We start from the raw sequence: 21,748 nt of genomic DNA on the forward strand, positions 1-21,748 counted from the left end.
TGCGGTCATTTTGGGTGAGGTTGATCGTAGTCGACCCCTCACCTTTGCAGGCACTCTATACAGCAGTAGGCCCTTAGCCGTCCCTAAGCAAGGCATTAACGTGCAGCGTCAATGCTTCGAGTGCGAATGGTTTGGTCAGGACAGCCGTTTTGAGCTCCAGCTGAGCGTTGTCCAGGACATGCGGCTGCGCGTACCCAGTCATGAACAAGACAGGCAGCCCAGGCCTGGTACCACGGCCAGTATCGGCCATCTGCCTGCCGTCGATTCCACCGGGGAGGCCAATGTCTGTCACAAGTAGATCGATGCGGGTATCCGAGCGGAGCATTTGAAGGCCGGCAAGACTGTCAGCCGCCTCAATCACGATGTACCCGCAGCCACCCAAGGCCTCACTCACGAACATGCGGACGGAGGGCTCGTCATCTACAACCAGTATTGTCTCTCCTGACGAAATCACTGGCGACTCATTCGATGGCTCGGAGCGAGCTGAAGCAGCGGCCTCAGCTTCATGACTGGGTAGCTGAAGGTACACCCGGATTCCGTTGCCCTCCTCTGACTCGATCCTGACCTGGCCTCCTGATTGTTTGGCGAAGCCGTAAATCATGGACAGGCCAAGCCCAGTGCCTGCCCCGACAGGTTTTGTCGTGAAGAACGGTTCAAATGCTCGAGTAAGCGTCTCTGGACTCATGCCGACACCGTCGTCGGAAACACAAATCGTGAAGTAGGTTCCGGGTGCAAGCTCCGGATCCAGTTCTGTGCCAAGCGCCAGCTCCTCGTTATACGTTTTGATTGAGATAGAACCTCCACCTTCCAAGGCATCACGAGCATTGATGCACAGGTTCAGCAGCGAGTTCTCCACCTGGGCCGGATCGACCAGACAGGTACTCGAAATTGCATTAAGTTCCACCTTGAGCTGGGCTTTTGGCCCCACTGTCCGGCTAATCAGCTCCTCCATATCTCTGATGAGGGTGTTCACATCGATGTGAACGGGCATCAACGTCTGGCGACGAGAGAAAGCCAAGAGCCGATGAGTCAGGGATGCAGCTCTTTGGGCCGCCCCGTGGGCCACCGTCAGGTACCGTTCGACATCGGAGACACGCCCCTGCTTCAATCGAAGCTTGATTAGATCCAGGCTTCCGGTGATGCCTGCCAGTAAATTGTTGAAGTCATGAGCGATACCCCCGGTCAACTGCCCGACTGCTTCCATCTTCTGCGATTGCCGGAGCGCTGCCTGGGCTGCCTCTCGCTCGGCCACGGCTTCTTCGACTCTCGCTTCTAAGGTGCGATTGAGCTGTAAAAGCTCCGACTCGGCATTTCTTCGCGCGGTAACATCGATGGATGAGCCAATGAGCCCCATTACCCTGCCGTGCTCATCGCAAAGAGGAGCTTTGATCGAAAGCCAGTAGGTAGCAGTGCCATCCGGCATGTCGACACGCTCTTCAATTTGCACGGCCTTCCCGCCATGCATCACGCGTTGATCAGTTTCCATGATTTGGCGTGCCTGAGACTTGTCTTCCAGAACTTCCAAATCGGTTTTGCCTAGATAGAACTCTGGTGGCTTGCCTATGAGCTGGGTAGCTCCATGGTTGGCAACAAGGAGCCGGCCTTCCAAGTCTTTGGCGTAGACGACTCCAGGCACTGCAGCAGTAAAAGTCCGGAGCAAGGCTGACATCCTGTCACGCTCCGCCTCGGCAGAGCGGCGTGACTCGATGTCCATGAGAATCCCAGGGAAGCGTACAGCTTGGCCTTCTGAGTTGAGCTCGGCGCGGCCATTTGCCTCGATCCACCGATAGCTACCATCTTCTTGCCGCACCCTGTACTCACACCGGTATGCTCCACCACGACTCATCGCTTCCTGGATGTCGGCGGAGACACGATCACGGTCATCTGGGTGAATTGAGGAGAATGCCTCTTCGATCGGAATGCCTGCCAGGCAATTCTCCGCCGGCAGCCCGAATGCTCGTGAAAAACGCTCATTGGCCGTTAGCCGGCTTTCCAGAATGTCCCACACCCATGTTCTGATGACGGCGCCAGCATCGAGTGCCAGCCGCAGGCGCTCAAAAGCGGTCTCCGGAAACGCGTGTTCATGATTGGGTGATGCCGGAGCATCAAAGTGACGGCTCACGAGGTGATGATCCACCTGGCGAAGCTGAAACAGGGCGAGTCGGTGCTCATCCATGCCGCTGCTGGTGGCGTTGGTTCGGCAGCTGTGCAGCTTCCTTACGCCGCTGGTGCCAAAGTCTTCGCTACCGCCGAGGCTGGAAAGCTGTCCCGGGTTGAGAATCTGGGGGCCGATTTCACCTTCGATTACAAAGGGAAGGACTAGCCCAGGTCGTCGGGCAGCACACTGATGGGCAAGGTGTCGATGTCATCATCGACTTTGTAGGTGAACCCTACTTCACCAAGAATATCGAGTCGCTCGCCAAGGGTGGCCGCCTGGTGCAGGTCGGTATCCTGGGTGGAGGTGGCGACGTTGGCCTCACGCTGGCAGACGTCCTTTCCTGGCACTTGCAGATCATCGGCACGGTGATGAAGTCCCGCACACAGTCTGAAAAGCATGCGATGGTCAGGCGCTTTCGCGAACATTGGCTCGATCGCTTTGAGGGAGGAGGCAGTCTCGAGCCTGTGGTTGATAGCACCTTCCCATTGGCGCGAGCCGCGGATGCCCACCGGAAAATGGAAGCTTCACTCAATGTCGGAAAGATCATCCTGACAATGCCGGCAGTCATCTGATTCAGTTTCCTTCACTCAATTTTCACGGGGGTTGGGAGACTCTGAAGCCATCCCTACGTGTGATAGACCTTGCCCGCCTAGCAGCGGGCTTTCTTTTGTCTGCAATCCCAAGCGGCTGGCTGTGTTGTCGTACTCATCGCGCCGGATCACTTTGATTTGATGATGGCTCCTCGACTATCAAGTCACTCTCAAAAGCTACAACTCTCAGCGCAGCCCAAAGCCCATTCGCGCCAGCTTACCCAAAAGCTCCTCGCGCCCATGCAGGCTCGAAACGTTACTTAGTCTGCTGACTACCTGTTCTGACCAGCTACCAGCCTTCATCCCCTCCCGATCGTAGAAGGCACCAAGGCGCTCATCATATTCAGCAATGACATTCTGCTCGCCCACAGCTGAGTAGACCTCATGGTAGAGCACTGCCTCCTGAGGCAGTCGCGGCTTCACCTTGGCAGGTCGTTCAGTGGATGGGTAGCCAACGCACAGGCCGAAAACGGGATAGACCTGTGGGGGTAGTCTCAGCTCTTTGGCAACGCCTTCTATGTCGTTACGGATGCCGCCGATGTAAACACTCCCCAGGCCAAGCGACTCCAGAGCTACAACAGCATTCTGCGCTGCCAGCGCTGCGTCGATGGTGCCCAGCAGCAAGCTTTCCAGGTAAGGCAACGCTTCCAGCTCAACCCCATGCTGCTCTGCAACGCGCGAAGCCTTGGACAAGTCGGCAAGCCAGACCAGGAATAGAGGCGCTTGATGAATGTAGGTTTGGTTTCCAGCGAGCTTTGAGAGACGGCTTTTCCGGTCAAAATCTTGAACCGCGACAACACTCCAGACTTGGAGGTTGGATGACGTAGAGGCTGACTGTGCTGCGGCAATCAGGGCCTCAATCGTACCGTCGGGCAGAGGTTGATCAGTGAACGCTCGTACGCTGCGGTGCTCGAGCAGTTGGTCGATCGTCTCATTCCACTGTTGGAGCGGTGAAATCTCCGGTGCGCCATACCGTGCAGCTAGCTTCGCCTGGGCATTGGTTGTCATGTGAATCCTCCAAAATAGTAGGAGGCTATCAAATTCTTGTCTATGCGACACATCCCAGTACGTATTGGTAGAATGTGGCCAACTGCCAGCGCCGCTGGCAAGGCGAAGATTGGCTGAAGGGATGTCAGTATGATCAGAAGGTTCCGGCTGGAGCAGAAGTCTCACTATGAGAAGCTGGTGATTGCTCAACGGCTTTCGGAGATGCTGGAGAGTTTTCTCGACGGTCGTCGCGCCCCTATTTCAATAGGGGCAGAAACGGGCGGTATTGAGGAATGGGATGACGTTGTAATCAAGCATGATGAGCGCTCTCTAGAGCACCTTCAGATCAAACGCCAGACCACTAATTTTTGCACCAAGAATCCTGATAAGGCGAAATACCTGGCCAACTGCGCCAAAGGTAAGAAGCATGTGCAGCTGGTGACAGAGTTTGACTCTCCTCCGTCCAAGGCACCGTTGAGAGCTCCGAAGTCAAGTCAGCCTGACTCCGTCCTGGACACTGCTTTCGCCAGTCTGGCCACCCACGCTCGGAAGGGTACTTTCGCAGCCCTACCCGATCGGCTTTTCCAGTTAACGCTGGTGGGCGCAGAACTCAAGATCAAGGATGGGCTCACAATCAATCATCTGGATGAGCTGTGTAAGATCTGTCGCCAAGACGGGCTTGACCTGACTGAGCTTGCGAATCGGAAGGACGGGCCAACAGAGCGAGTCTATACCTGGCTTACGACTTGGTGTGGGTTCGAGAACTGGACTCAGATCAGTGACACGCTGCGCCGAGTCACCATTGTCTGTATTGGCAACGATGCAGCATTGGAACAACGCTGTCACACAACATTAGCACGCCATTTCACTTACCCCGAACGCACGCTTGAGCGGCTCATTACCTACATAACAGCACATACCTCAGACGTTTCGGCATTGGGATGTCATGCGGTTATTCGAGAGCTCGAAGACGGCCTTCGTCCCGACATCGTAACGTGGGCTCAGTATCAGCTGAGCGATGAGGTGAAACTCAATGGCAAGGTATGGTCGTTTGCAGGTACGCATGACTTAGGCAGTCTCGTGCCAAGATCCGCAGCTGGTGTCGTCGAGCATATGTGGAGCAGTAAGTCCGGGAATCGGAAGCTCAGAATCTACGCACCTTACAAACCCACAAGCGGTGCCAATCTCACCCTTCCGTCAGCAATTCTGCGTATAGCACTGCACCTGCCTCACGGCAGTCAGAGCCTGATGCTGGGCGAGCCCACATGGCGCGCTAGTGTTGGGCACGAACTGGGCCTCACCTTCGGGTCAGCAGAGTCCGATCTCAGTCATTTGCCGTGGATTGAAAACCCTGAGGGCCTAGCTTGCGCGTTGGACAAAGAGTTCAATACGCTTCGCGCCGCTTGTGATGAGGCCGATGCTCTCGCAAAGGCTATGGATGACTTGGTGTGGCAGCGTTTAATCCAAGGGGTCTCAGAAAAGCTAGCTACCATCTCTGACCCAGATCTCGCGGACGCCATGGAATCAGTTTGGTTGACGTGGGCAACTGGCTTCGATAGCGCCCCTGAAAGCCGCCGGAGATTTCTGGAGCAACTCCTTTATCCTGAAACCGAGGGTAAGAATGCTAAGCACGCGCTGCGATTGGGCCCGCGCACATTAGATCTGCTGGTCACGGCTGTTGAAACACTACTCCTAGTTGCAGTGGGGTTGGGGGGTACCAACACTGGTTGGGACTGCTTCCCCGATGCCGGCCGTGTGTTGAGCATCGCTCTCCGGTTCTGGTCTGGCCCATCTGGGAAGACGCCGCTAGTTCGCGAGCTATCTGATGACCATTTGATGACAGTAATAGGCCCTTCGCCTCCCCCCATCGTCATTTTGTCAGGCGTTAGCGCCTCTCCCTCTGATCTGATGGATGCAAGCATGGCGGATGATGCTGAGGCATTCAACAGTATGGCGGTAGAGCGTCAGCCTCTTCTTGTGGTTACCAGGTCGGGACTGTTCAAGCATCTGCGGAGCGGCACATTAGCCTCTGTGCGCCAGCACTTTTCGAGACAATTGCAAGAGCGAGTGGCTACGCGCCAGTTAGCCATCCAGTCGCATGAAGGGAATCTGAAATGATAGAAATTTCTGAACTGGTCTCAGCCATACAGCAGCGGGCTCAAGGACGCTATGAAGTTTGCGCGCCCCAGGCGGTTGACCTACCGGCCCCCTTAGCCGAAATGGAGTTTCAGACCATTCAGCTAAAGCGCGTCAATCAGCAAGGTGCGGGATGGCGAACCGTTTTGATCGCGGCCTTTCCTTTCGAGCTCGCAAATATTCAGGGGGCTTTCCGTTGGGCTGCAGACGTGCGCGACATGCTTCCTGAGCCACAAACAGCTGACCTTTACATGTTCCTACTCATTGCGGATGTCGACACCGAGGACGCAGCACGTCTAGAAACGGATGACCGTTTTTGCAGGAAGGTAGTAGCTAGAGAGCAAGAGTCTGTCAGCTCGTTTCTTGATCGTAGCTTCCTAGCATCACTTGCACCTGCAGGTAGCTCTGACGGTATCACTGACCCACTGCTAGCTGCTTTGGAGTCATTAAAAAAAGCCCATTCGTGGGTTGAACCGCATCTTTCTGAGTGGCACGGGCTACTGCTTTCCGGTAGAGCGGGTGCTGATATTGCTGATGCGCTGAAGCGTGTCACATATGGTGAAGAGGACTTCAAATGAAGCAGCTCAAGTCCCTCACGCTCTCCAACATCCGCCGATTCGGCATAGACACCACGATCGAATTTAGCCGGGGAGCCACGATACTACTGGCGCCTAACGGCACCGGAAAGACCGCGATCTTTGAAGCTTTGGAGCTGGGGCTCACCGGTAAAGTCTCCCGGCTGGCCGACAACCTCCTCCCTATTATTCGAGACGCTCAAAGTACCGCTGAAGTGAGGCTCGATTTTGATGATACCCATGCCTCCGCTCACATCGGGGAGCTTGGTGAGGTTGAGAGGTCGGGTGATCTAAGCTCCGTTTTTCCGGAGACCGACTCTGAAGACATTCCGTACCTCCTCAGGCTTACTCACCTACTGGATCAGCGGGAGAGAGACTGGCTCGTTCAAGCTGATCCGAAGGTAGCGGGTTCACAGCTGGCCAAACTTCCAATTGGGAGGGACGGCTCACAGGTAACAAGCGCGCTCGGTGGCATTCGTCGGTCGCTCACGGAGCAGTTAAACCAGGCAAAGGCCTCGCTAGAAACCCTAGCACTGGAGTTCAGCGAATGGCAAAGCCTGAAGCATGATCGAGACCAGGCTGCCGCCCAGTCCCAAGGCGCCCTTCGTAGCAGAGAACACATAGGCGAATCCATTACAGATATCGCAAGCCAGACCCAAGCTCTTGAGCAGCTACCTTCTGGTTTGTTAGTCCCACCGCTGGGGCAGGATGGTTTGGAGACTGTTCACAATGCACTAGAGCAGTTGGTGCAAGCCAAGCTAACCCGGCTCAAAGACCAGATCAAAGCGTTGGCTGAGGTAGATGGACTCATAGGACGGTTCGTTTCAGAGCAAACACGCATTGATCAGCTGAGTAAAGAGCTGAAGTCTGGTGCAGACGATCTAGCACGCAAGAAACAGGATCGTGGCATTGCCGCGGCCAGTCACGAGCAAGTACAGCAAGAGCTTGTGAGTGCGGAACGCGAGCGAGACGCCATTGTCCAGCAGCTCAACCGATATGCGAGCGAAGCACAGGCCAAGGAGCTAGTTTCGGATCGTGGCCTTGTTTTAGAGAACGCCGATCAGGCTCTCGTTGAGGCCGAGAGCAAGGCAGCGGTATCGCGTACCGAACATGAGGGTAATCAGCAACTCAACCTCCAGCACACGCTTATCAATGATCAGCGCAAGGCGCTCTTGCAAACGGATGCCGATCTAGTCATAGCGCAACAATTCGTTGGGCGCTGGGAAGAGCTGCTCAAATTCAATGTCGATATCTCTGCGGCCATCAGTGATGGGGAGGAAGAAGAGGAGCAACTGCAGGCAAAGCTGGCAACTGCTCTGTCGGCTCAAACTGTCTCTGATGCTGAGGTATTGGCCGCAATCCATCGGTACGAATCCTTAACGTCCGCGGCTGATGCCATACGCAGCGCGGTTGCGACTATTGCGGCTCACCTCCCCCCCGACCGCATAGATTGCCCTTTATGTGGTATTGAACATGGCGCCGAAGCTCTCAAGAAGCGAGTGGCCAAAGCTTTGCAAACTCTCGACCCAGAGGTTGTGCAAGCTGCAGAACACTTGAAGATGTCTAGAGATCTGCTGGATGAGCGCAGAAAGGCCGTGACAGCTGTCGAGGCAGAGTTAACAGCATGCAGAGGGAAGCTTACCGAGTTGGGCCTGCAGCTATCTGGTCTTTCGGTGGAGCTAAGCGATCTCAAGTCAAACGCCCTGCTCGGTGGTGATACCTTACCTCTCGCTAGAGAGTCCATTCGCCGCCGGGGAGAAGCAAATACCGCCGCGAAGCGCCAGCTAGATGAAAAGCAGAGCAATCTCACACCCCCGATTGCTCCGGACGCATTTGATGTGGCCAAGGAGGCTTACGATGCAGCGGTTCGTGCCGTTGATGCTGCCAGGCAATCACGCTCAGATGCAGCCATCAGACTTGAGCAAGCGACTGCAGCGCTGGCAGCCATCACCGCAGATGCTCCACCAACTCAGACCCTCGAAGAGTTGTCGAACGCTCAAAAGGAGAATGCCGCTCAGATCAATGATCTGACAGCCAGGTCGGCGGCTGAGCAATCTGCTTTGAGCAGACAACAGCTTCAGCTGACAGAACTTACGGACACCGTAGCTGCTCTTCAAACCCAGCTGACCGAGGCCCAATCGCGCCTTGCCACTGTCAGGGCTTCCTGGCGCCAGCTTTCGATTGACGGTGATCCTAATGCTGAGGTTGCAAGCAGCCACGAAGCTCAAATGCAATCAAAAGCCGATCAGCTAACTCGACACACTGAGGTACTTCAGACGATCAAAATCGAGATCGATGCCTGGAGCAAATTGGAACAAGCACGTCTCTCCCAAGGCATGTTGGATCGACGGCGTGGAGAGCTCTCCGAGGATGACTTCACCACTGATCTCAAGCAGCGCATCGAAGAAAGCGAGTCAAGCATAGAGCGCCTCTCCAAGCTGTCCAATGCCATGGAATCGCTGAGCCAATCCCTTTCCACTGAAATCGCTAACGTTCAAAAGCACGTGTTAGCCGTTGTGCCGCGCTGGCAGGCGCTCTTGAAGCGGGTGGTTAGAGATCAACGATTTACTGGAACGAGCCTGGATTTTCGAACTGCTTATAGAAGTGAGCGTGCTGGGGTGTCAGTGCCGCTGCATGGCGGTGAAGTGGCTGTGCCGGCTATAGCGAGCGAAGCTCAATTAACGGATTTGCAATTGACGTTCCTGCTGTCCATGGCGCTCGATCATCCCTGGTCTGCCTGGAGAGGTTTGCTGCTCGATGACCCCACCCAACATCATGACATGGTTCACGCAGCCGCCGTTTTCGATGTTCTTCGTGATTACATTGTCGATCATGGCTTCCAAGTGGTAATCGCTACCCATGACGCCCTTCAGGCTCGCTATTTCATGCGTAAGCTGCAGAACGATGGAATTGAGGCAAAGCTTTGGTCTCTGGTGCCGACGTCGGATGGAGTTACCGCGGTAGAGACCCATTGGCCAGGTAAACACCAGCTATCGGTAAACAGCCACCCTTCACCCACCACAAACAATCCTGATTGACTATTGCCATCATTCGCCACGCCCGTTGGTTCAGACACTGAGCCAATGGGCGTGGCAGCTTTGGCTGCTGCGGTCAAACCGACCTTTACATACTGTCGTAAGCCAGGCTTATACACCCCAACAATCGAAAGCTATTCAGAGGCCTAACTTAAGGCGATTAACCTGTTAGGAGACAATGTGCGCATTCTTGAACCAATCGTAAAAAATGGATTTTTTTTCTCGCCCTCTGATCCTGAGAAGCGGTATCCAGGGGCACTGAAAATTCTCGACGGAGGACGGATTGAGCTTCACCTCACTGCTGACGAAAACGCATTCGTCGCTCTGGATGAGATGTATATAGGCAGGCTGATTGGGAAGATCGAGGGTGGATACATGACGCTTGAGGAGTGTTCCTATGAGAAGATGAATGTCTCCCTCGGCGGAGGTGCCTCAACGTCCCTGGTTTCCGCCCGCATTGCATTTATCGGCATGGGGATGCCCGAAGAATGCTTATTCGATGAGCTTGAGTTTGTCGTAGAGGAGCTCAGTGAGTGGTATGGAAAATCGGTGTTCAAACCCCGAATCGGAACTGACCTTTCAGACTGGACGATCGACTTTGAACCATCTGAGCCATTTGAGTGCACCCTGCATGACGACATTCGGCTTGAGATTGGAATGAAAGCTACCTTCCCTGGCAGGGTGAACTATCCGATCACGGAGCTGCGGCAACAAGCCTACATGACCATAAAGGCAGGCTCCCCAAAGCCGATCAATTTCTTTATTTCCCTTTCGCACAAAATAACTCGATTCCTAGCGCTGTGCGTTGGGCACCCTGTCGCTATCCACTCGCTACGTGTCAGCTCCACTGAACAGGACTGCGCAAAAGAATGGCAAGAGGTTTACTTTCAAAGTTTGAATAACGGCACCCCGGCCAAGAAAAGGTCTGGACAGTTGATGCTGCTCCCATACCAACAAATCGCCGATCAGTTAACCCCTATGCTGCAAGCATGGCTGACAGATTACGACACGCTGATGCCGGCGCTTCACCACTTCTTTGCTGTGCAAGACGAAAGCCTAGCGTACAACGATACGAAATTTTTAGCGATTACCCAAGCCCTGGAGGCTTTTCACCGCAGAACAAGGTCAGGCCAGCGCTGGCCAAAGGATGAGTTTCGCAAGAAGCTGGCTGCCATCGTATCTGGGGCCCCTGAAGCTGATCAAGAGTGGATCAAGCAGAGACTTTGCTTTGCCAATGAGCTGACGCTTGGCGATCGTCTGAACTCCCTGCTGGAGCCTTTCGTTGATGTCTTCGGTGGAAGCGTTGCTATCGAACAGGTGGTGAAAGACACCAGAAACACTCGAAATTATCATGCCCACTATGACGAGAAAGGTGAGAAAAAGGCCTTGAAAGGCGCTCCACTGGTAGCTCTGATTCTTCAGCTACGAGTGCTGTTCACTCTTTGCCTCCTGACGCACTTAGGAATACCGACTGTGGAGGCCATTAAGCTAGTAAGACAGCCTAACCTCTCGCGGCTAATGCGCTCAGCTAACCATCTGATTGCTAACGCTGATTGACCGTTGAGAGTGTCGACTCCAAGAGCTGGAAACGCCTTAACTGCATATGTGTTCAGCTAGGTATCTTCGCAGAACGCTTACGGTAAACATACATAGCTTTCCGATCCTCCACTAGAACAAGGACGCCATAAATTGAGCGCTTTCGATAAGACCCACAAAGACATACTATCTGCCTTTATTGCGCTAAAAAACAAATGCTTCTTTTTGGAAAAGCATGTACTTAATGATCTTCACACACTTAATCGCAACAATTTCACATTCGTCTACGCCAACAGCATTTATTCTCACATGCGGGACGTGTGCGACCTCTCCATCGTCTTTATGATAAATGAAGAAATATCCAACATTACTCGAGGCCAACATTGTGAGAGTTTGCTATCAGAGCTGTCAGCGGATGGGCACCTTGGTGATACGATAACATTCAATAATAAAACCTTTAAAATATCTCCTGAAGACCTTGAATACTCACTGTCTGACATTGAAAAGCTGATGCGTCAGCGTATCAACCAGATCATTGGAAGTCACATGCTTGACTTCAGTATTTCTGCATTTTCAGCTTTTGAAAAATGGTTAACTATTCTATATTCTTGTTTTGCATCAGAGTTTGACAAAAAATATTATGACAGCAGACTAATCAAGGCCAAAAAAATTCTTGACAATTATGCGAAAGCCGAAGATCAGAATTGTAAGGATTTGCTTGTAGAACGCGCTCTAAAATTACAGGGCGCATATATATCTTTCCCAGACAAATTCAACGCCATCTTGAGCAAAATATCTATTGATTCTTATCCGAGAGATCTACCTACGGACAAGAAGATAGTCGAATTCCTCCGAATGCATCGCAATACCGTTCACAACGGAGGCGTTCATCACGGAGCGGACATCTCTGTTGAATATAAGGGAGAAACCTTTTCAATGGTATCTGGGGCTCCAAAATATAACGATAGCTGGGTTAAGTCCATTGAATTCACCGGGGAGTTGGTCGAAATATATACCAGCATCGTAAAATCAATCGGCGAATTATCTCCAGAAGCATATTGCTCCTTTCAAGAGGACGAACTCGCGATCCTCATTCTTGATAGGACAGTTCAAGACTTCCGCCACTCGAACTTTGCAGATAGAGAGCGCACACTGCATTTGGTAGATTTCTTGAAGCGGAAATTCGACCTCAGCAATGAATCAGCCACTAATTTTATGGCCCACCTCAGAAGAGTAATTGACAACCTCTCCCCCGATGAGGAAGTTAATTTATTCGACTTGTTGACTTGTGATATGAGCAAATCAACATAACTCGTTCAGGGCAAGCTTTCAGCGCTGGCTCATGAACAGTCACTCACTCGGAAGAAAGGCCAAAAGCTGTTTTTCTATTTAGGGGTTTGGCTCCTCAAGCAGCAGAACACTCAGTCGTTTCAGCTCCTCCATCACTGATGGGCCAGAAATTGTGTCCACTTAAATTAGGTGGACGCCATGGCCTACGGCGGGGGTATCGGTAAGGTGTGATCGCCGGCCTCTTACAATGGCCGGTAACACCCTGCCAGGCCATTTAACCTCATGAGTAGTGAATTCCAAGGCGGCGACAGATATTTTTCGTCTCAGCGCCAGTTCAGCGCTTTCCATAGTGATCCCGTTTTGGGACATTAACCGATAAAAATGCCCGTAATGTTCCCATTTGGGATCATTACGGGAGGCGCTGCTGAAGAGGCCGCTTTCCTCGACGTATGCGCTCGATAAGCGGAAAATATGCGGGTTATCGACATGCCGGCAACGGCACCGGAGACGTACCCTGCCCTATGAATTCTAAGGTTCTCCAGCTCCCGAAAAATCTCTACGGCCGCGACTTTGTAGTCGGGGACATACACTTCAAGACGATTGATTTACACCGCGGACTGCACGCGTTGGGGTTCGATAAAACCAAGGATCGGCTGATCGCTGTAGGGGATGTCATCGACCGCGGGCCTGGTGTATTGGATGGGCTAAAGCTGCTCGGCGAGCCCTGGTTCTTCAGTGTCCAGGGCAATCACGAGCGGATGCTAATCGACGCTTATGAAGCCAATCCCGAGGCTCGCTATTCTGCGCATGGCGCGGGCTGGTGGATGACGATCGCTGATGAGTCAAAAGCGATGATCATTGAGAAGCTTCGGAGTCTTCCGGTCTCGATCGAGGTTGAGTCAAGTCGGGGCGTCGTGGGCGTTGTGCATGCTGATGTGCCGACGGGCATGGCCTGGTCGACCTTCCTGGAGCAACTCGACAATCCCGCGATGGAGGAAATCGCCTTGTGGGGGCGAGATCGGATCGTTAAGCACCATCGTGAAGGCGTCCCGGGTGTGTGGCGAGTCTGTACCGGGCATACGTGGATTTCGCGGCCTCTGAGGTTAGGCAACGTGCTGGCGCTGGATGTCACCGGCGGCGCTGACGGTTCGCTGGCCATCTACAGCATTCAGGAAGACAAAATCTTCATTGATGGTGCTGCTACGTCGATCGACCAGGCTGAGTGCCTGAGCGAGCAGCTCCAGGAGCTTGAGCAGCGTGCCGTGGCTCTCAAGACGACAGTGAACAGTAACAAGCTCATCGAGACACAGGTTCTGGCTGCGGAGCTGGAGTCCGTGGTGAAGCTGGTCAATTCAATGTGGCTAGACGTTCGCGAAGGCGTTGAGGAGCAGGAACGGCTAGTTAACGCGCTGCATGGTGTGAGCCTTATGACTGGTGAGCGTCGGGGCGCCAAGCTCGACGAGCTATGTGCCAGGTATGAGAACACGCAGGTTGAAGGGCTCCTTCGGCGGTTGTTAGGTTAAGAGGTTTTATGGAATACGTGATGAGCATCAGCCAGGCGCGTCGACGTTTTCGTCGAGTGCTCAAGCTCGCAGAGAAAGGTCATACGTTCATTTTGACCCGGTGTGGTAAGCCGGTATGTCGGTTGGAGCTCGACGAGTAGGCATATAGGGCTTTCTTGGGCGTGCCCGTTGGGTCGGCTCTCGTGAACCAAGCCGGCCGCTTCGCTTTCGGCTTGGCCCTCCGGGCTTCGATCCTCACGCCTTGCGCGCTCCGCTTGCACGCGGTACCCGTACAAACTCAGGTCGAGTAGTTTCGTGGATCTTTCAGTGGCGACAAGGCTATAGGCGTCAGCGATTGATCAAGACTGCTGATTCTTGCCTCATCGCCAGCAGGCCGCTCAATAACTCGGACAGTTCTTCCCAAGAAAATTGGCACGTAAGCCATGCTCGGCAAAGTCATCTGCCCTACTGTACTTCCGGTTCGACTCGACACCCTGCTGTGTCCTGAGCGCGGCTCCAACCATACCCTTCAGTCGTTCAATGATTCCAGGTTGCCCTGAGTGACGGGCTGCCTCGAGTTTCTGGATCTTTGCGATCATTCTGACGATGCTTTCCCTAGCGCGCTGGCGACTTCCTGTCCTTTTCATTGGTGCCTCGGAGATGGTGTGGATGGCGTCTCGCGAGCTTCACCCTAGCATTGTGGAAAACGGCGCGCCTACCCCATCGAAGACACTGATTTGTCCTAGCGCGGGTAAACTGTGTATGCATACAGTATTCTTTTCCCTGCCGGTAGATTTGATACTCAGAGCTCGCTGCCGTCTCATAACTGTCCAGAAAAGGCAGCTAAATTAGCCTGGAAGGCCCGTGGTTTGGGGCTTACGAGAAATTATGGGGCTTTGATGGCATGTCCGGTTCCGTGCCGTTCTACCAGCGCCAGCGATGCAAAATCTACTCAATCGGTGTGAGTTTCTCCGTACCTGACAGGTAATCTGTATATCCATACAGTTATTTTTGATGTGAACCGCCCCTACCCGGTCTTACCTGCGTCTTAGCGCCAGCTTGGTTTTCTGGACACTTATACGACTTACACAAACACTGCTGCTCGATCCCTCAGCATCGCACAATGACCAAACAGGAGTAGGCTCGGGTAACCTCAAGGGAAAGAATTTCCAGGACATCTCAATGCCGCTCACTACCATCGCTAAGCTGTTGCAGAAGGCAAGGCACGTTGTCGTTTTCACCGGCGCCGGCGTATCCGCCGAGAGTGGGATCCCAACATTCAGAGATGCATTGACCGGTCTCTGGTCACGATTCGACCCTGCTCAATTAGCGACAGCCGAAGCGTTCCGTGCGGATCCTGGGCTGTGCTGGGGTTGGTATGAGTGGCGTAGGTTGAAAGTGCTCCAAGCGCAACCGAATGCAGCTCATCTCGCGATAGCAGAACTCGCTAAGCACGTTCCTAGGGTGACAGTCGTGACTCAGAACGTAGATGATCTGCATGAGCGAGCTGGGAGCCAAGACGTGATCCACCTTCACGGCAGTCTTCACTCCCCCAGGTGCATTGACTGCGGAAATGTTCACATGACATCACTTCCTTCTGATGATTTACCCGCGGATGGTTGCCGTCTTGAGCCTCCTCGGTGCAATGCATGCAACGGATACATCAGACCCGGAGTCGTCTGGTTCGGAGAAATGCTTCCAGACGCAGCTTGGGACGCGGGTTTTGCTGCCTCAGGTGCCTGTGATCTGTTCTTCTCGATCGGCACGTCCGGTGTCGTATATCCAGCCGCAGAGCTGCCCCTACGTGCGTTAGGAGCAGGCGCGAAAGTCATACACGTCAATCCTGCTCGTGTAGAGGTCTGCAGCCAGGAGATTTGGCTCAACGGTTCGGCCGCAGACATGATGAAGGCGCTCCTTGAGCAAGCTTTTGGATGATACGTGCTCAACGTTTGTGCTCGGGCTCGTAGCGCAGCAGAGCCTCTTTTGCGTCAGATGCCCATATCATCATCAATTCGCCTTCCCACCAGTTCACGAGGGAGGACGTCAGCTGGCACGAGCAGCAGGAGACGGTCTGCGAGGTAATCGCTGTAACACGCCAGGATCGTAACTCTATTGGGCAGATCGTCTGGGCCTGGCGCCTTGATGCCCGCCTCCACCTGAGCGCTCTTAACTATCCTGAGAATGTCCTCGCCTAGCCATTGCCGTTCGAGATACTCCTTTTGGCTGCGGGCGGGTCTCGGCCCGAAGGAACGCAGCAGATCAACCACGGTTTCGAGAAGTCTTTGGGGGCCCAAGTGTTCCAACGCAGCTTTCCAGAGCATTCCTTCTTGGGCCATCGTGAATCGATTACGAAGCATTAGTGGTACAGGATCCTTCTGATGAGAATTTTTCTAGATTGCGAATTCACGCAGCTCAATGCCACAGCAAAGCTGATTTCGCTGGCGCTGGTTGCAGAGGACGGCAGGGAATTTTATGTCGAATTGCTCGACACATGGCACCTCGACGACTGCAGCGACTTTGTAAAGGAGATCGTGCTTCCTCAATTGTGGGGTGACGACTACAGCTGCCTCATACTCGATGCCCGTGACAAGCTGTTGGCGTTTCTACGCTCATTCGATTCCATGACCACCGTGGTGACTGATGCCCCGGAATTCGATTGGGAGCTGTTCTGCGAACTCGCGTACCACGACGGTAAGTGGCCGCAGAACGTTTATCCGGCGCCCACCAATGCACTCAGCCTCGAGCCGCTGAACGATGGATCAGACCTCCCCCATCATGCTTTGCTCGATGCGCGGATCATCGCCGGGATGTTTGTCCCGAAAGTCAATGGCTAGGCACTCCTCCGTCACTGCTTCTGCTGTCCGTCCTAGAGACTGTGCCAAAAATCTCCAGAAGGATGGTGGAGTCGACAGCTTGTGGATTCAGAGGTGAGAGCACATTTGTACTCCGCGCATCACAACCTGATCGGCATGTCAAATACCCACAAAAAATAAGGCTTATTTACATGCTGTTTTGGCTGCAAAAGCTAGCTGAGGGCCTTCCAGGCCCCAAAGAGGCGACAATTGTTCCTGCAGGCATGCCCACAGTCAAAATCCCTAAAGATTTACCCTCAAATTCACCCAAAAAGTCGCTTCGCAGTAGATCACATTCGATAAGGCAAAACGCAGGCATGCGAGCCAGTGCGATGCGGCATGTTCAGGTGTGGCAGGGACACCGCTGCTTTGCTTTTGAGAACAAACAAAAGGACTCCGTTTTTGAATTTTTGATTCAAGGTGGCGCCTCAAAAATGTCGCATTTTTGATAGAAGTGACGCATTTGTGATAGTTCTGAGTTTTTGGGGACGCCCTTTAGCAGGTGTCGACTCATACCTATAGGGGAATGGCAGAGCGCTCGACCTCAGGCTTGAGATGCTCAGGCATGTTGTTCGCGACGTTCAGATCAATCGGAATCCCCAGCATTTCCTCTAGCGTCGACTCAAGATCCAAGATGTCGAAGAGGGAGATCTTCCCTTCCCTCTCAGCTGGTATGGTCACGAGGAGGTCGAGGTCGCTGCCCTCGATGTCTTCGCCGCGGCAAACGGAGCCGAACATACGGACGTTTACGAATCCACACGCTTCGACAGCTTGCCTGATCTGCTGAGTTTTCCCTTGGATCGCGTCGGATGGTTTCACGGTGCACCTGAAGTGTCGCCTGGCTGACTGACTGCTTGGTTAACGAGTGCGATCTAATGCGCTTACAGGGTGGGTGATCCGCGTAAGAACCACTCACCTCATCCTGAGCGACATTAGTCTTCGAGGAGTTTCTTCACGATCCAGGTTGCGTATGGCAAGGCTGCCAGACCCATGAGCTCGGTCTTGAAATTCCCTATTTGCTGCCAGGTGAACGCATCTACGGCAAGGCCGGAGACTATGATAATGGCCACAAATGCAGGCCATGCCTTGGCGAACAACCGTACCAGATCACTACCTGAGATCGAAGCCGCGATGAGGGGATACGCCTTACGGTAACTTCTGCCGATGCACGCTAGGTACAAGGCACAGGCCACTACGACAGCCAAAAGCACCGACGCGCTCACATTGACTGTCGCGAATGCCCAGCACAGCGTCAGCAATTGGGTGCCCACCCAGCCCAATTGCTTGATGTACTTATTGGCAGTAGTCATTTCGGGAATGGGAAATCGAGGGTCGTATGATGATCCGAACATCTTTATTCCTAACGTTCAGGCGAGCCCCATGCTCGCCCTCTCCCCATCGTAATAGTGTTCGACGCGTTCGCCTAACCGAAACATAGCCTTGAAATGCTGGCGTAAAAGACAGAGTTATGAGCAATGGCGTCCCTTCTGCGGCTCCTCCCGAGCGGAAGCCGCAGTGAGGTCAGCCTAGATCAATAGAATCAACGTGGAATTGCCATTCCATCAGCGGACTTAGGTTGCGTCAGTTGCATCAGGCACTGGTTTAGGGGCGCGGATCTTGTGCTCCCGGAAATCGAAGAAATGGGAGAAAAGTCTTTGCCATGCACCGATCGAGGCAAGTTCACTGTGGTCATAGCCCATGGAACGCATAACCTCGTTATGGCACATAGCATTTAGCACGTGCAGCACAGGGGGCTCTGAAGCCTCGATCGTTAATCGATCTTGCCTGATCGAGAGCAATTCTTCTTCGCTGGGAGGGCTAAGCAAGCGTTTTTCTAGATCGACGTACTGACGAACGAAGTCCGCGTGAGCCCTGGCCCTCTGAGCGCTCGAAACGACTAGGTTGATCGTGGAGATGAAGGTGACCAGCGCTGACATTACCAGTGCCAACGATTCGGCTTTTTTGCTTAGCACTCCATAAATGGCTGCAGATCCGAACATGACCGAGGCCATGTTAGTGACCTTGTCCAAGGCGTCGAAGTAGGCCGTTCGCCTCAGGTGGTAGCGGATTGATCTGCGAATTGCAAAAATCTGCTTCTCCCAATCTATCTGAAGTGAATCTGCCAAATCGCTCATCAGTTCCCTCTACTTGGCCGTGGTCGAGGGGCTGGTGGTTCTAGGGTGTCAAACACTGTATTTCGATCCTTCTTCTCAAATGACTCGTCTCTGAGGGCCTTACCCTGGTCGCCCTGCCCTCGTCTACGAGGTACCTGTTTATCGGTGTTACTTGGCTTTTCTGCCATTTTCCCTCCTATTTCTGTGCAGCACCAAAAGAATGGCTCAAAGCCATCGTGGCTGGCGATGATATGGCATTGCGGTTAACCTGCGCTAGCTGGTTCAGAAGCCCCCTTACGACGCCTGCGCGCTCTCCGGTATCATGCTAGTGGTCTCGCCGTGAAGCACATTATTCAGTAGGAACCAAGGCACGCGATCTGGAGTGATGAGTGCCGAACAGATTGCCCCAATCCGAGTGGCGCGCAGAGCGAGAGAGCTATCGCCCAGGAATTGGGGCTTGCAGGCTATGTCCCAGCGCTCTAAGAGCTCTTCAACCTTCCAGACCTTATGACCAATTTGGAACACATGGTTGATTCCTGCGCGAACGACCGGGTGGTTGAACGCCAGATGACTATCCGGAATGAAAATATTGAGATGTGCATGGTCAAGGTCTACGAGATGCATATCGAGCTCTTCACGCAGGCAGAATTTACTGCAGGTAAGCATTACTAGCGCGAGTGTTTCAGACGGTGAGCTGCTCAGTTGTTTCAGCCCTTCTGGGTTCTTCCGCGCCCGTGCCGACAGGTAGCTGTAGGCCTGGGGTGGTTCGAGCAGGGGGCGAGCTAGCCCACCCCCACAGTCAATGAGTGTGCTGATTAGTAGGCTAACAATAAGCTCGCCAAGGCCATTCATTTCGGTCGCACTTACGGCTGTCAGGAAAACTGCCCAGAATGGGGCCTCATCCTCACTCATACCCGCCAGAACGCTTGCATAGTGAGTAGTGAGGTAGCCACTGATTTCTTCCATGCAACTGCGCACGGCAGAGTCGTCGGTACCCAGTTCATGAGCAAAGTGCAAGGCAGCAGCGCTCCAGCCAAGAATCCTGGATACTCGCTGAGGAAGATAGAAAAGATCAGGTATGCCATGCCTACAGAGCGCTTTTTCGTTCGAGTGGAGTGACTTTACAATCTCAAGCAATGAACGCTCGCACTCATCGATTAGCCGCTGCGCTAGCACGGCGATACATGCAGCTGAGTTACTATCTTTTCCAGATGACTCTAGCAGCAGCGCTATGCATGTAGCGCTCAGCTCGACTAACGCAAAAGAGTTTTGATGGCGACGAGCATTTTTCTCTAGTGAATGCCAGATGCCCTCAATGAAAACGGCTGGTGCATCTGGAAAGGCCTCAAGTCTAGTCATGAACTCAGACAGCACGGGTAGGAGCTTATCGGGCCCTAAATCCTGATCTTGGGCAAACAACAGACTGTAGAGTGCCGAGGAATGCTCACTGATAGCCTGCCCGGCTGGCGATGCTGGAGTGATGCCCGTCAGGCCGAGTAGCGAGGTCGCATGGGTATCACTGGCGTGAGGGTTGCCAAACAGCGGCATGTGACCATAAAGGTTCACTCCCCATACCGAGGGCATTTGCTCAGCGTTGGTTTGTTCGGAAACGTGTTGAGCTGCGGGCCGCCCGATGTCCACCAGGTCGAGATATCTAGCTCGTGAGCCAGTGTCGAGTTTTCCCTGCAAGACCTCCAGTAAAGCTGCCGTAGCGTAGCCTCCACAGTCATCCTCATAGGCATATTGATTAGAGGCAGAAGAGACAAAGAATGAGACACCGAAGGTTTTCGACTTGCCGATGACCTCAGGCTTTAGTAGGACATTGAGGTTGGAAACCAAGCCGGCTGCGCTGCAGGCGTCAATGATGACGTTGCAGTGAGCGGCCTTCAATTCGTTGAAGAACTCAAATAGCCGGCTTATGGCATAACCGGTTGTTGATAGACGGTCAGGTCGAGTGTCTCGTAGGCATAGAAAATAGCTGTTGTTAGCCTCTTCGCCATGTCCTGCAAAATAGATCGTGAGGCTTTGGATCTCTCTGTATTTATCCTGGAGCTCAACGAATATGTTCTCAACGTCACCCCTATTTGGGTTGAGCAGGAGGTATGAGTCCTCTGCAGAAGTGCAGCTCAATTCTCCGGTCGTCAATGCAGTTCTGATAGCAGCCGCATCGCTCTCAGCGCCACGGAGCGTATCCATATGCTCGTAACCATCACATCCGATACACAGTAAGACTCGGGCAGCCATAACTACATTTTCCTGGAGAATTTTGCTTTACGCTCGGACTCTCGTGCGATTGCCTCCGATACCTTGCGTCTCAGAATCTCTACCAATTTGGCCTGGAACTCTGGTGAGCGAGTGGAGGGATCATTTTCAATGAGCTTTGCAGTGGCTGGGCTGCCCCTGAGCTCCGGGCGTGATATCGTTCCATCCTTGTTTACTGAGAACTCAATGCTATTGATAGTTTCGAGCAGGTGCTCCCCTATGCTTTTTCCATTTCCGTCAATGACGTTCCCACTTTCTTCACAGGTGTCTGACAGCATCTGATAGAGAAATCGCTCAAAACTCTCAGCCATACTGTTAACAATTTCTTTCTTTGTACGTTCGATTACGTCTAGCCGCCCTATCATGACATCCTCCATATCGAGCCAGGTTTCATGAGAAAGCGTCTGTGCTTGAGCAACTCGATTTGGCGCATAGCTGTGGTGAGACTGCCAAGCGCCGCCATGGTTGAAGACAAGGGCGTTCTCGCCTCCCCCTACCTGCTTCTGGGCATTTCGAAGCTCCTCGCCAGCTTCTTTGACGAATGCTTTCATCACGCCCTCCGCCTGGGAGTCGAATGGAAATGGGTGATTCCTATCGCGCATCATTGCTCCTAACCCGTTGCCCTAGCTGACCCGATAATGACATAACGCCTTCACCTGAGACGCGAGAAAAGTGCCAAGCAAGAAGCTCAAGCGAAGCATGTCAGCACTG

At 53.3% G+C, this 21,748-nt stretch carries 19 protein-coding genes; 11 read left to right on the plus strand and 8 right to left on the minus strand.

Translation table 11 applies throughout. The features are described 5' to 3' along the window. Positions 1-73: 73 nt before the first annotated feature. Positions 74-2,122 carry a PAS domain-containing protein gene (locus IWW33_RS24100; protein WP_348635194.1) on the minus strand — a complete coding sequence of 683 codons (2,049 nt, stop codon included), beginning with the start codon at positions 2,120-2,122 and terminating at the stop codon, positions 74-76. On the opposite strand from IWW33_RS24100, the gene IWW33_RS26780 reads away from it, so the two are divergent. Together IWW33_RS26780 and IWW33_RS26785 are read left to right on the plus strand one after the other, a co-directional pair. After that, positions 2,111-2,323, plus strand: coding sequence for a hypothetical protein (locus IWW33_RS26780; protein ID WP_231386189.1), 213 nt, complete (start codon positions 2,111-2,113; stop codon positions 2,321-2,323). The two genes, IWW33_RS24100 and IWW33_RS26780, sit on opposite strands and share 12 nt — an antisense overlap. Positions 2,324-2,370: 47 nt before the next feature. Next, on the plus strand, positions 2,371-2,730 hold the full coding sequence (locus IWW33_RS26785) for a zinc-binding dehydrogenase (protein ID WP_348635202.1): 360 nt from the start codon (positions 2,371-2,373) through the stop codon (positions 2,728-2,730). Positions 2,731-2,934: 204 nt separating this feature from the next. On the opposite strand, the gene nfsA is transcribed toward IWW33_RS26785, so the two are convergent. Continuing rightward, the gene (gene nfsA, locus IWW33_RS24110) at positions 2,935-3,756 is read right to left on the minus strand and encodes an oxygen-insensitive NADPH nitroreductase (protein ID WP_174141202.1); all 822 of its coding nucleotides are present in this window, start codon (positions 3,754-3,756) and stop codon (positions 2,935-2,937) included. A gap of 129 nt (positions 3,757-3,885) precedes the next feature. On the opposite strand from nfsA, the gene IWW33_RS24115 reads away from it, so the two are divergent. From IWW33_RS24115 to IWW33_RS24150, 7 genes are all read left to right on the plus strand, one after another. Then, positions 3,886-5,853: an ABC-three component system protein gene (locus tag IWW33_RS24115; protein ID WP_174141203.1), complete on the plus strand. Its 1,968-nt coding sequence runs from the start codon at positions 3,886-3,888 to the stop codon at positions 5,851-5,853. Beyond that, positions 5,850-6,449, plus strand: a complete 600-nt coding sequence (locus IWW33_RS24120; RefSeq protein WP_174141204.1) for an ABC-three component system middle component 1 — start codon at positions 5,850-5,852, stop codon at positions 6,447-6,449. Before IWW33_RS24115 ends, IWW33_RS24120 begins: the two co-directional genes overlap by 4 nt. Next, positions 6,446-9,484 carry an AAA family ATPase gene (locus IWW33_RS24125; RefSeq protein ID WP_174141205.1) on the plus strand — a complete coding sequence of 1,013 codons (3,039 nt, stop codon included), beginning with the start codon at positions 6,446-6,448 and terminating at the stop codon, positions 9,482-9,484. Before IWW33_RS24120 ends, IWW33_RS24125 begins: the two co-directional genes overlap by 4 nt. Positions 9,485-9,661: 177 nt before the next feature. Continuing rightward, positions 9,662-11,038 (plus strand): HEPN domain-containing protein, encoded by a 1,377-nt coding sequence (locus IWW33_RS24130; RefSeq protein ID WP_174141206.1) that lies wholly within the window; start codon positions 9,662-9,664, stop codon positions 11,036-11,038. A gap of 132 nt (positions 11,039-11,170) precedes the next feature. Further along, positions 11,171-12,328 (plus strand): hypothetical protein, encoded by a 1,158-nt coding sequence (locus IWW33_RS24135; RefSeq protein ID WP_174141207.1) that lies wholly within the window; start codon positions 11,171-11,173, stop codon positions 12,326-12,328. Positions 12,329-12,828: 500 nt separating this feature from the next. Continuing rightward, on the plus strand, positions 12,829-13,830 hold the full coding sequence (locus IWW33_RS24140; RefSeq protein ID WP_174141208.1) for a metallophosphoesterase: 1,002 nt from the start codon (positions 12,829-12,831) through the stop codon (positions 13,828-13,830). Positions 13,831-14,991: 1,161 nt separating this feature from the next. Beyond that, complete coding sequence (locus tag IWW33_RS24150; RefSeq protein WP_174141209.1) at positions 14,992-15,744, plus strand: NAD-dependent deacylase; 753 nt, start codon at positions 14,992-14,994, stop codon at positions 15,742-15,744. Between the two features lie 53 nt (positions 15,745-15,797). Here the strand turns inward: IWW33_RS24150 and IWW33_RS24155 are convergent, their stop codons facing one another. Then, positions 15,798-16,145 (minus strand): hypothetical protein, encoded by a 348-nt coding sequence (locus tag IWW33_RS24155; RefSeq protein ID WP_174141210.1) that lies wholly within the window; start codon positions 16,143-16,145, stop codon positions 15,798-15,800. Positions 16,146-16,187: 42 nt separating this feature from the next. Here IWW33_RS24155 and IWW33_RS24160 point away from each other — a divergent pair, with 42 nt between their 5' ends. Together IWW33_RS24160 and IWW33_RS24165 are read left to right on the plus strand one after the other, a co-directional pair. Next, a complete protein-coding gene (locus IWW33_RS24160; protein ID WP_174141211.1) occupies positions 16,188-16,643 on the plus strand; it encodes a 3'-5' exoribonuclease in 456 nt (151 codons plus the stop codon). A gap of 170 nt (positions 16,644-16,813) precedes the next feature. Continuing rightward, positions 16,814-17,110, plus strand: coding sequence for a hypothetical protein (locus IWW33_RS24165; RefSeq protein ID WP_174141212.1), 297 nt, complete (start codon positions 16,814-16,816; stop codon positions 17,108-17,110). A gap of 67 nt (positions 17,111-17,177) precedes the next feature. Here the strand turns inward: IWW33_RS24165 and IWW33_RS24170 are convergent, their stop codons facing one another. From IWW33_RS24170 to IWW33_RS24190, 5 genes are all read right to left on the minus strand, one after another. Continuing rightward, the gene (locus IWW33_RS24170; RefSeq protein ID WP_174141213.1) at positions 17,178-17,480 is read right to left on the minus strand and encodes a nucleotidyltransferase domain-containing protein; all 303 of its coding nucleotides are present in this window, start codon (positions 17,478-17,480) and stop codon (positions 17,178-17,180) included. A gap of 113 nt (positions 17,481-17,593) precedes the next feature. Then, the gene (locus IWW33_RS24175) at positions 17,594-18,013 is read right to left on the minus strand and encodes a hypothetical protein (RefSeq protein ID WP_174141214.1); all 420 of its coding nucleotides are present in this window, start codon (positions 18,011-18,013) and stop codon (positions 17,594-17,596) included. Between the two features lie 219 nt (positions 18,014-18,232). Then, positions 18,233-18,796: a hypothetical protein gene (locus IWW33_RS24180; protein ID WP_174141215.1), complete on the minus strand. Its 564-nt coding sequence runs from the start codon at positions 18,794-18,796 to the stop codon at positions 18,233-18,235. 273 nt (positions 18,797-19,069) lie between these two features. Next, positions 19,070-21,019, minus strand: a complete 1,950-nt coding sequence (locus IWW33_RS24185; RefSeq protein WP_174141216.1) for a caspase family protein — start codon at positions 21,017-21,019, stop codon at positions 19,070-19,072. 2 nt (positions 21,020-21,021) lie between these two features. After that, positions 21,022-21,588: a hypothetical protein gene (locus IWW33_RS24190; protein WP_231386190.1), complete on the minus strand. Its 567-nt coding sequence runs from the start codon at positions 21,586-21,588 to the stop codon at positions 21,022-21,024. Positions 21,589-21,748: the final 160 nt, after the last annotated feature.

Source organism: Pseudomonas sp. M2, assembly GCF_015751845.1.
GTDB classification, from domain to species: domain Bacteria; phylum Pseudomonadota; class Gammaproteobacteria; order Pseudomonadales; family Pseudomonadaceae; genus Aquipseudomonas; species Aquipseudomonas putida_E.

Excerpts from the sequence above, each read along its gene's own strand:
- IWW33_RS24160 (WP_174141211.1), top strand. The coding sequence starts at position 16,188 with ATGAGAATTTTTCTAGATTGCGAATTCACGCAGCTCAATGCCACAGCA.
- IWW33_RS24115 (WP_174141203.1), top strand. The coding sequence starts at position 3,886 with ATGATCAGAAGGTTCCGGCTGGAGCAGAAGTCTCACTATGAGAAGCTG.
- IWW33_RS24125 (WP_174141205.1), top strand. The coding sequence starts at position 6,446 with ATGAAGCAGCTCAAGTCCCTCACGCTCTCCAACATCCGCCGATTCGGC.
- IWW33_RS24190 (WP_231386190.1), bottom strand. The coding sequence starts at position 21,588 with ATGAAAGCATTCGTCAAAGAAGCTGGCGAGGAGCTTCGAAATGCCCAG.
- IWW33_RS24155 (WP_174141210.1), bottom strand. The coding sequence starts at position 16,145 with ATGGCCCAAGAAGGAATGCTCTGGAAAGCTGCGTTGGAACACTTGGGC.
- IWW33_RS24175 (WP_174141214.1), bottom strand. The coding sequence starts at position 18,013 with ATGTTCGGATCATCATACGACCCTCGATTTCCCATTCCCGAAATGACT.
- nfsA (WP_174141202.1), bottom strand. The coding sequence starts at position 3,756 with ATGACAACCAATGCCCAGGCGAAGCTAGCTGCACGGTATGGCGCACCG.
- IWW33_RS24180 (WP_174141215.1), bottom strand. The coding sequence starts at position 18,796 with ATGAGCGATTTGGCAGATTCACTTCAGATAGATTGGGAGAAGCAGATT.
- IWW33_RS24150 (WP_174141209.1), top strand. The coding sequence starts at position 14,992 with ATGCCGCTCACTACCATCGCTAAGCTGTTGCAGAAGGCAAGGCACGTT.
- IWW33_RS24185 (WP_174141216.1), bottom strand. The coding sequence starts at position 21,019 with ATGGCTGCCCGAGTCTTACTGTGTATCGGATGTGATGGTTACGAGCAT.
- IWW33_RS24120 (WP_174141204.1), top strand. The coding sequence starts at position 5,850 with ATGATAGAAATTTCTGAACTGGTCTCAGCCATACAGCAGCGGGCTCAA.
- IWW33_RS24165 (WP_174141212.1), top strand. The coding sequence starts at position 16,814 with ATGCTGTTTTGGCTGCAAAAGCTAGCTGAGGGCCTTCCAGGCCCCAAA.
- IWW33_RS24140 (WP_174141208.1), top strand. The coding sequence starts at position 12,829 with ATGAATTCTAAGGTTCTCCAGCTCCCGAAAAATCTCTACGGCCGCGAC.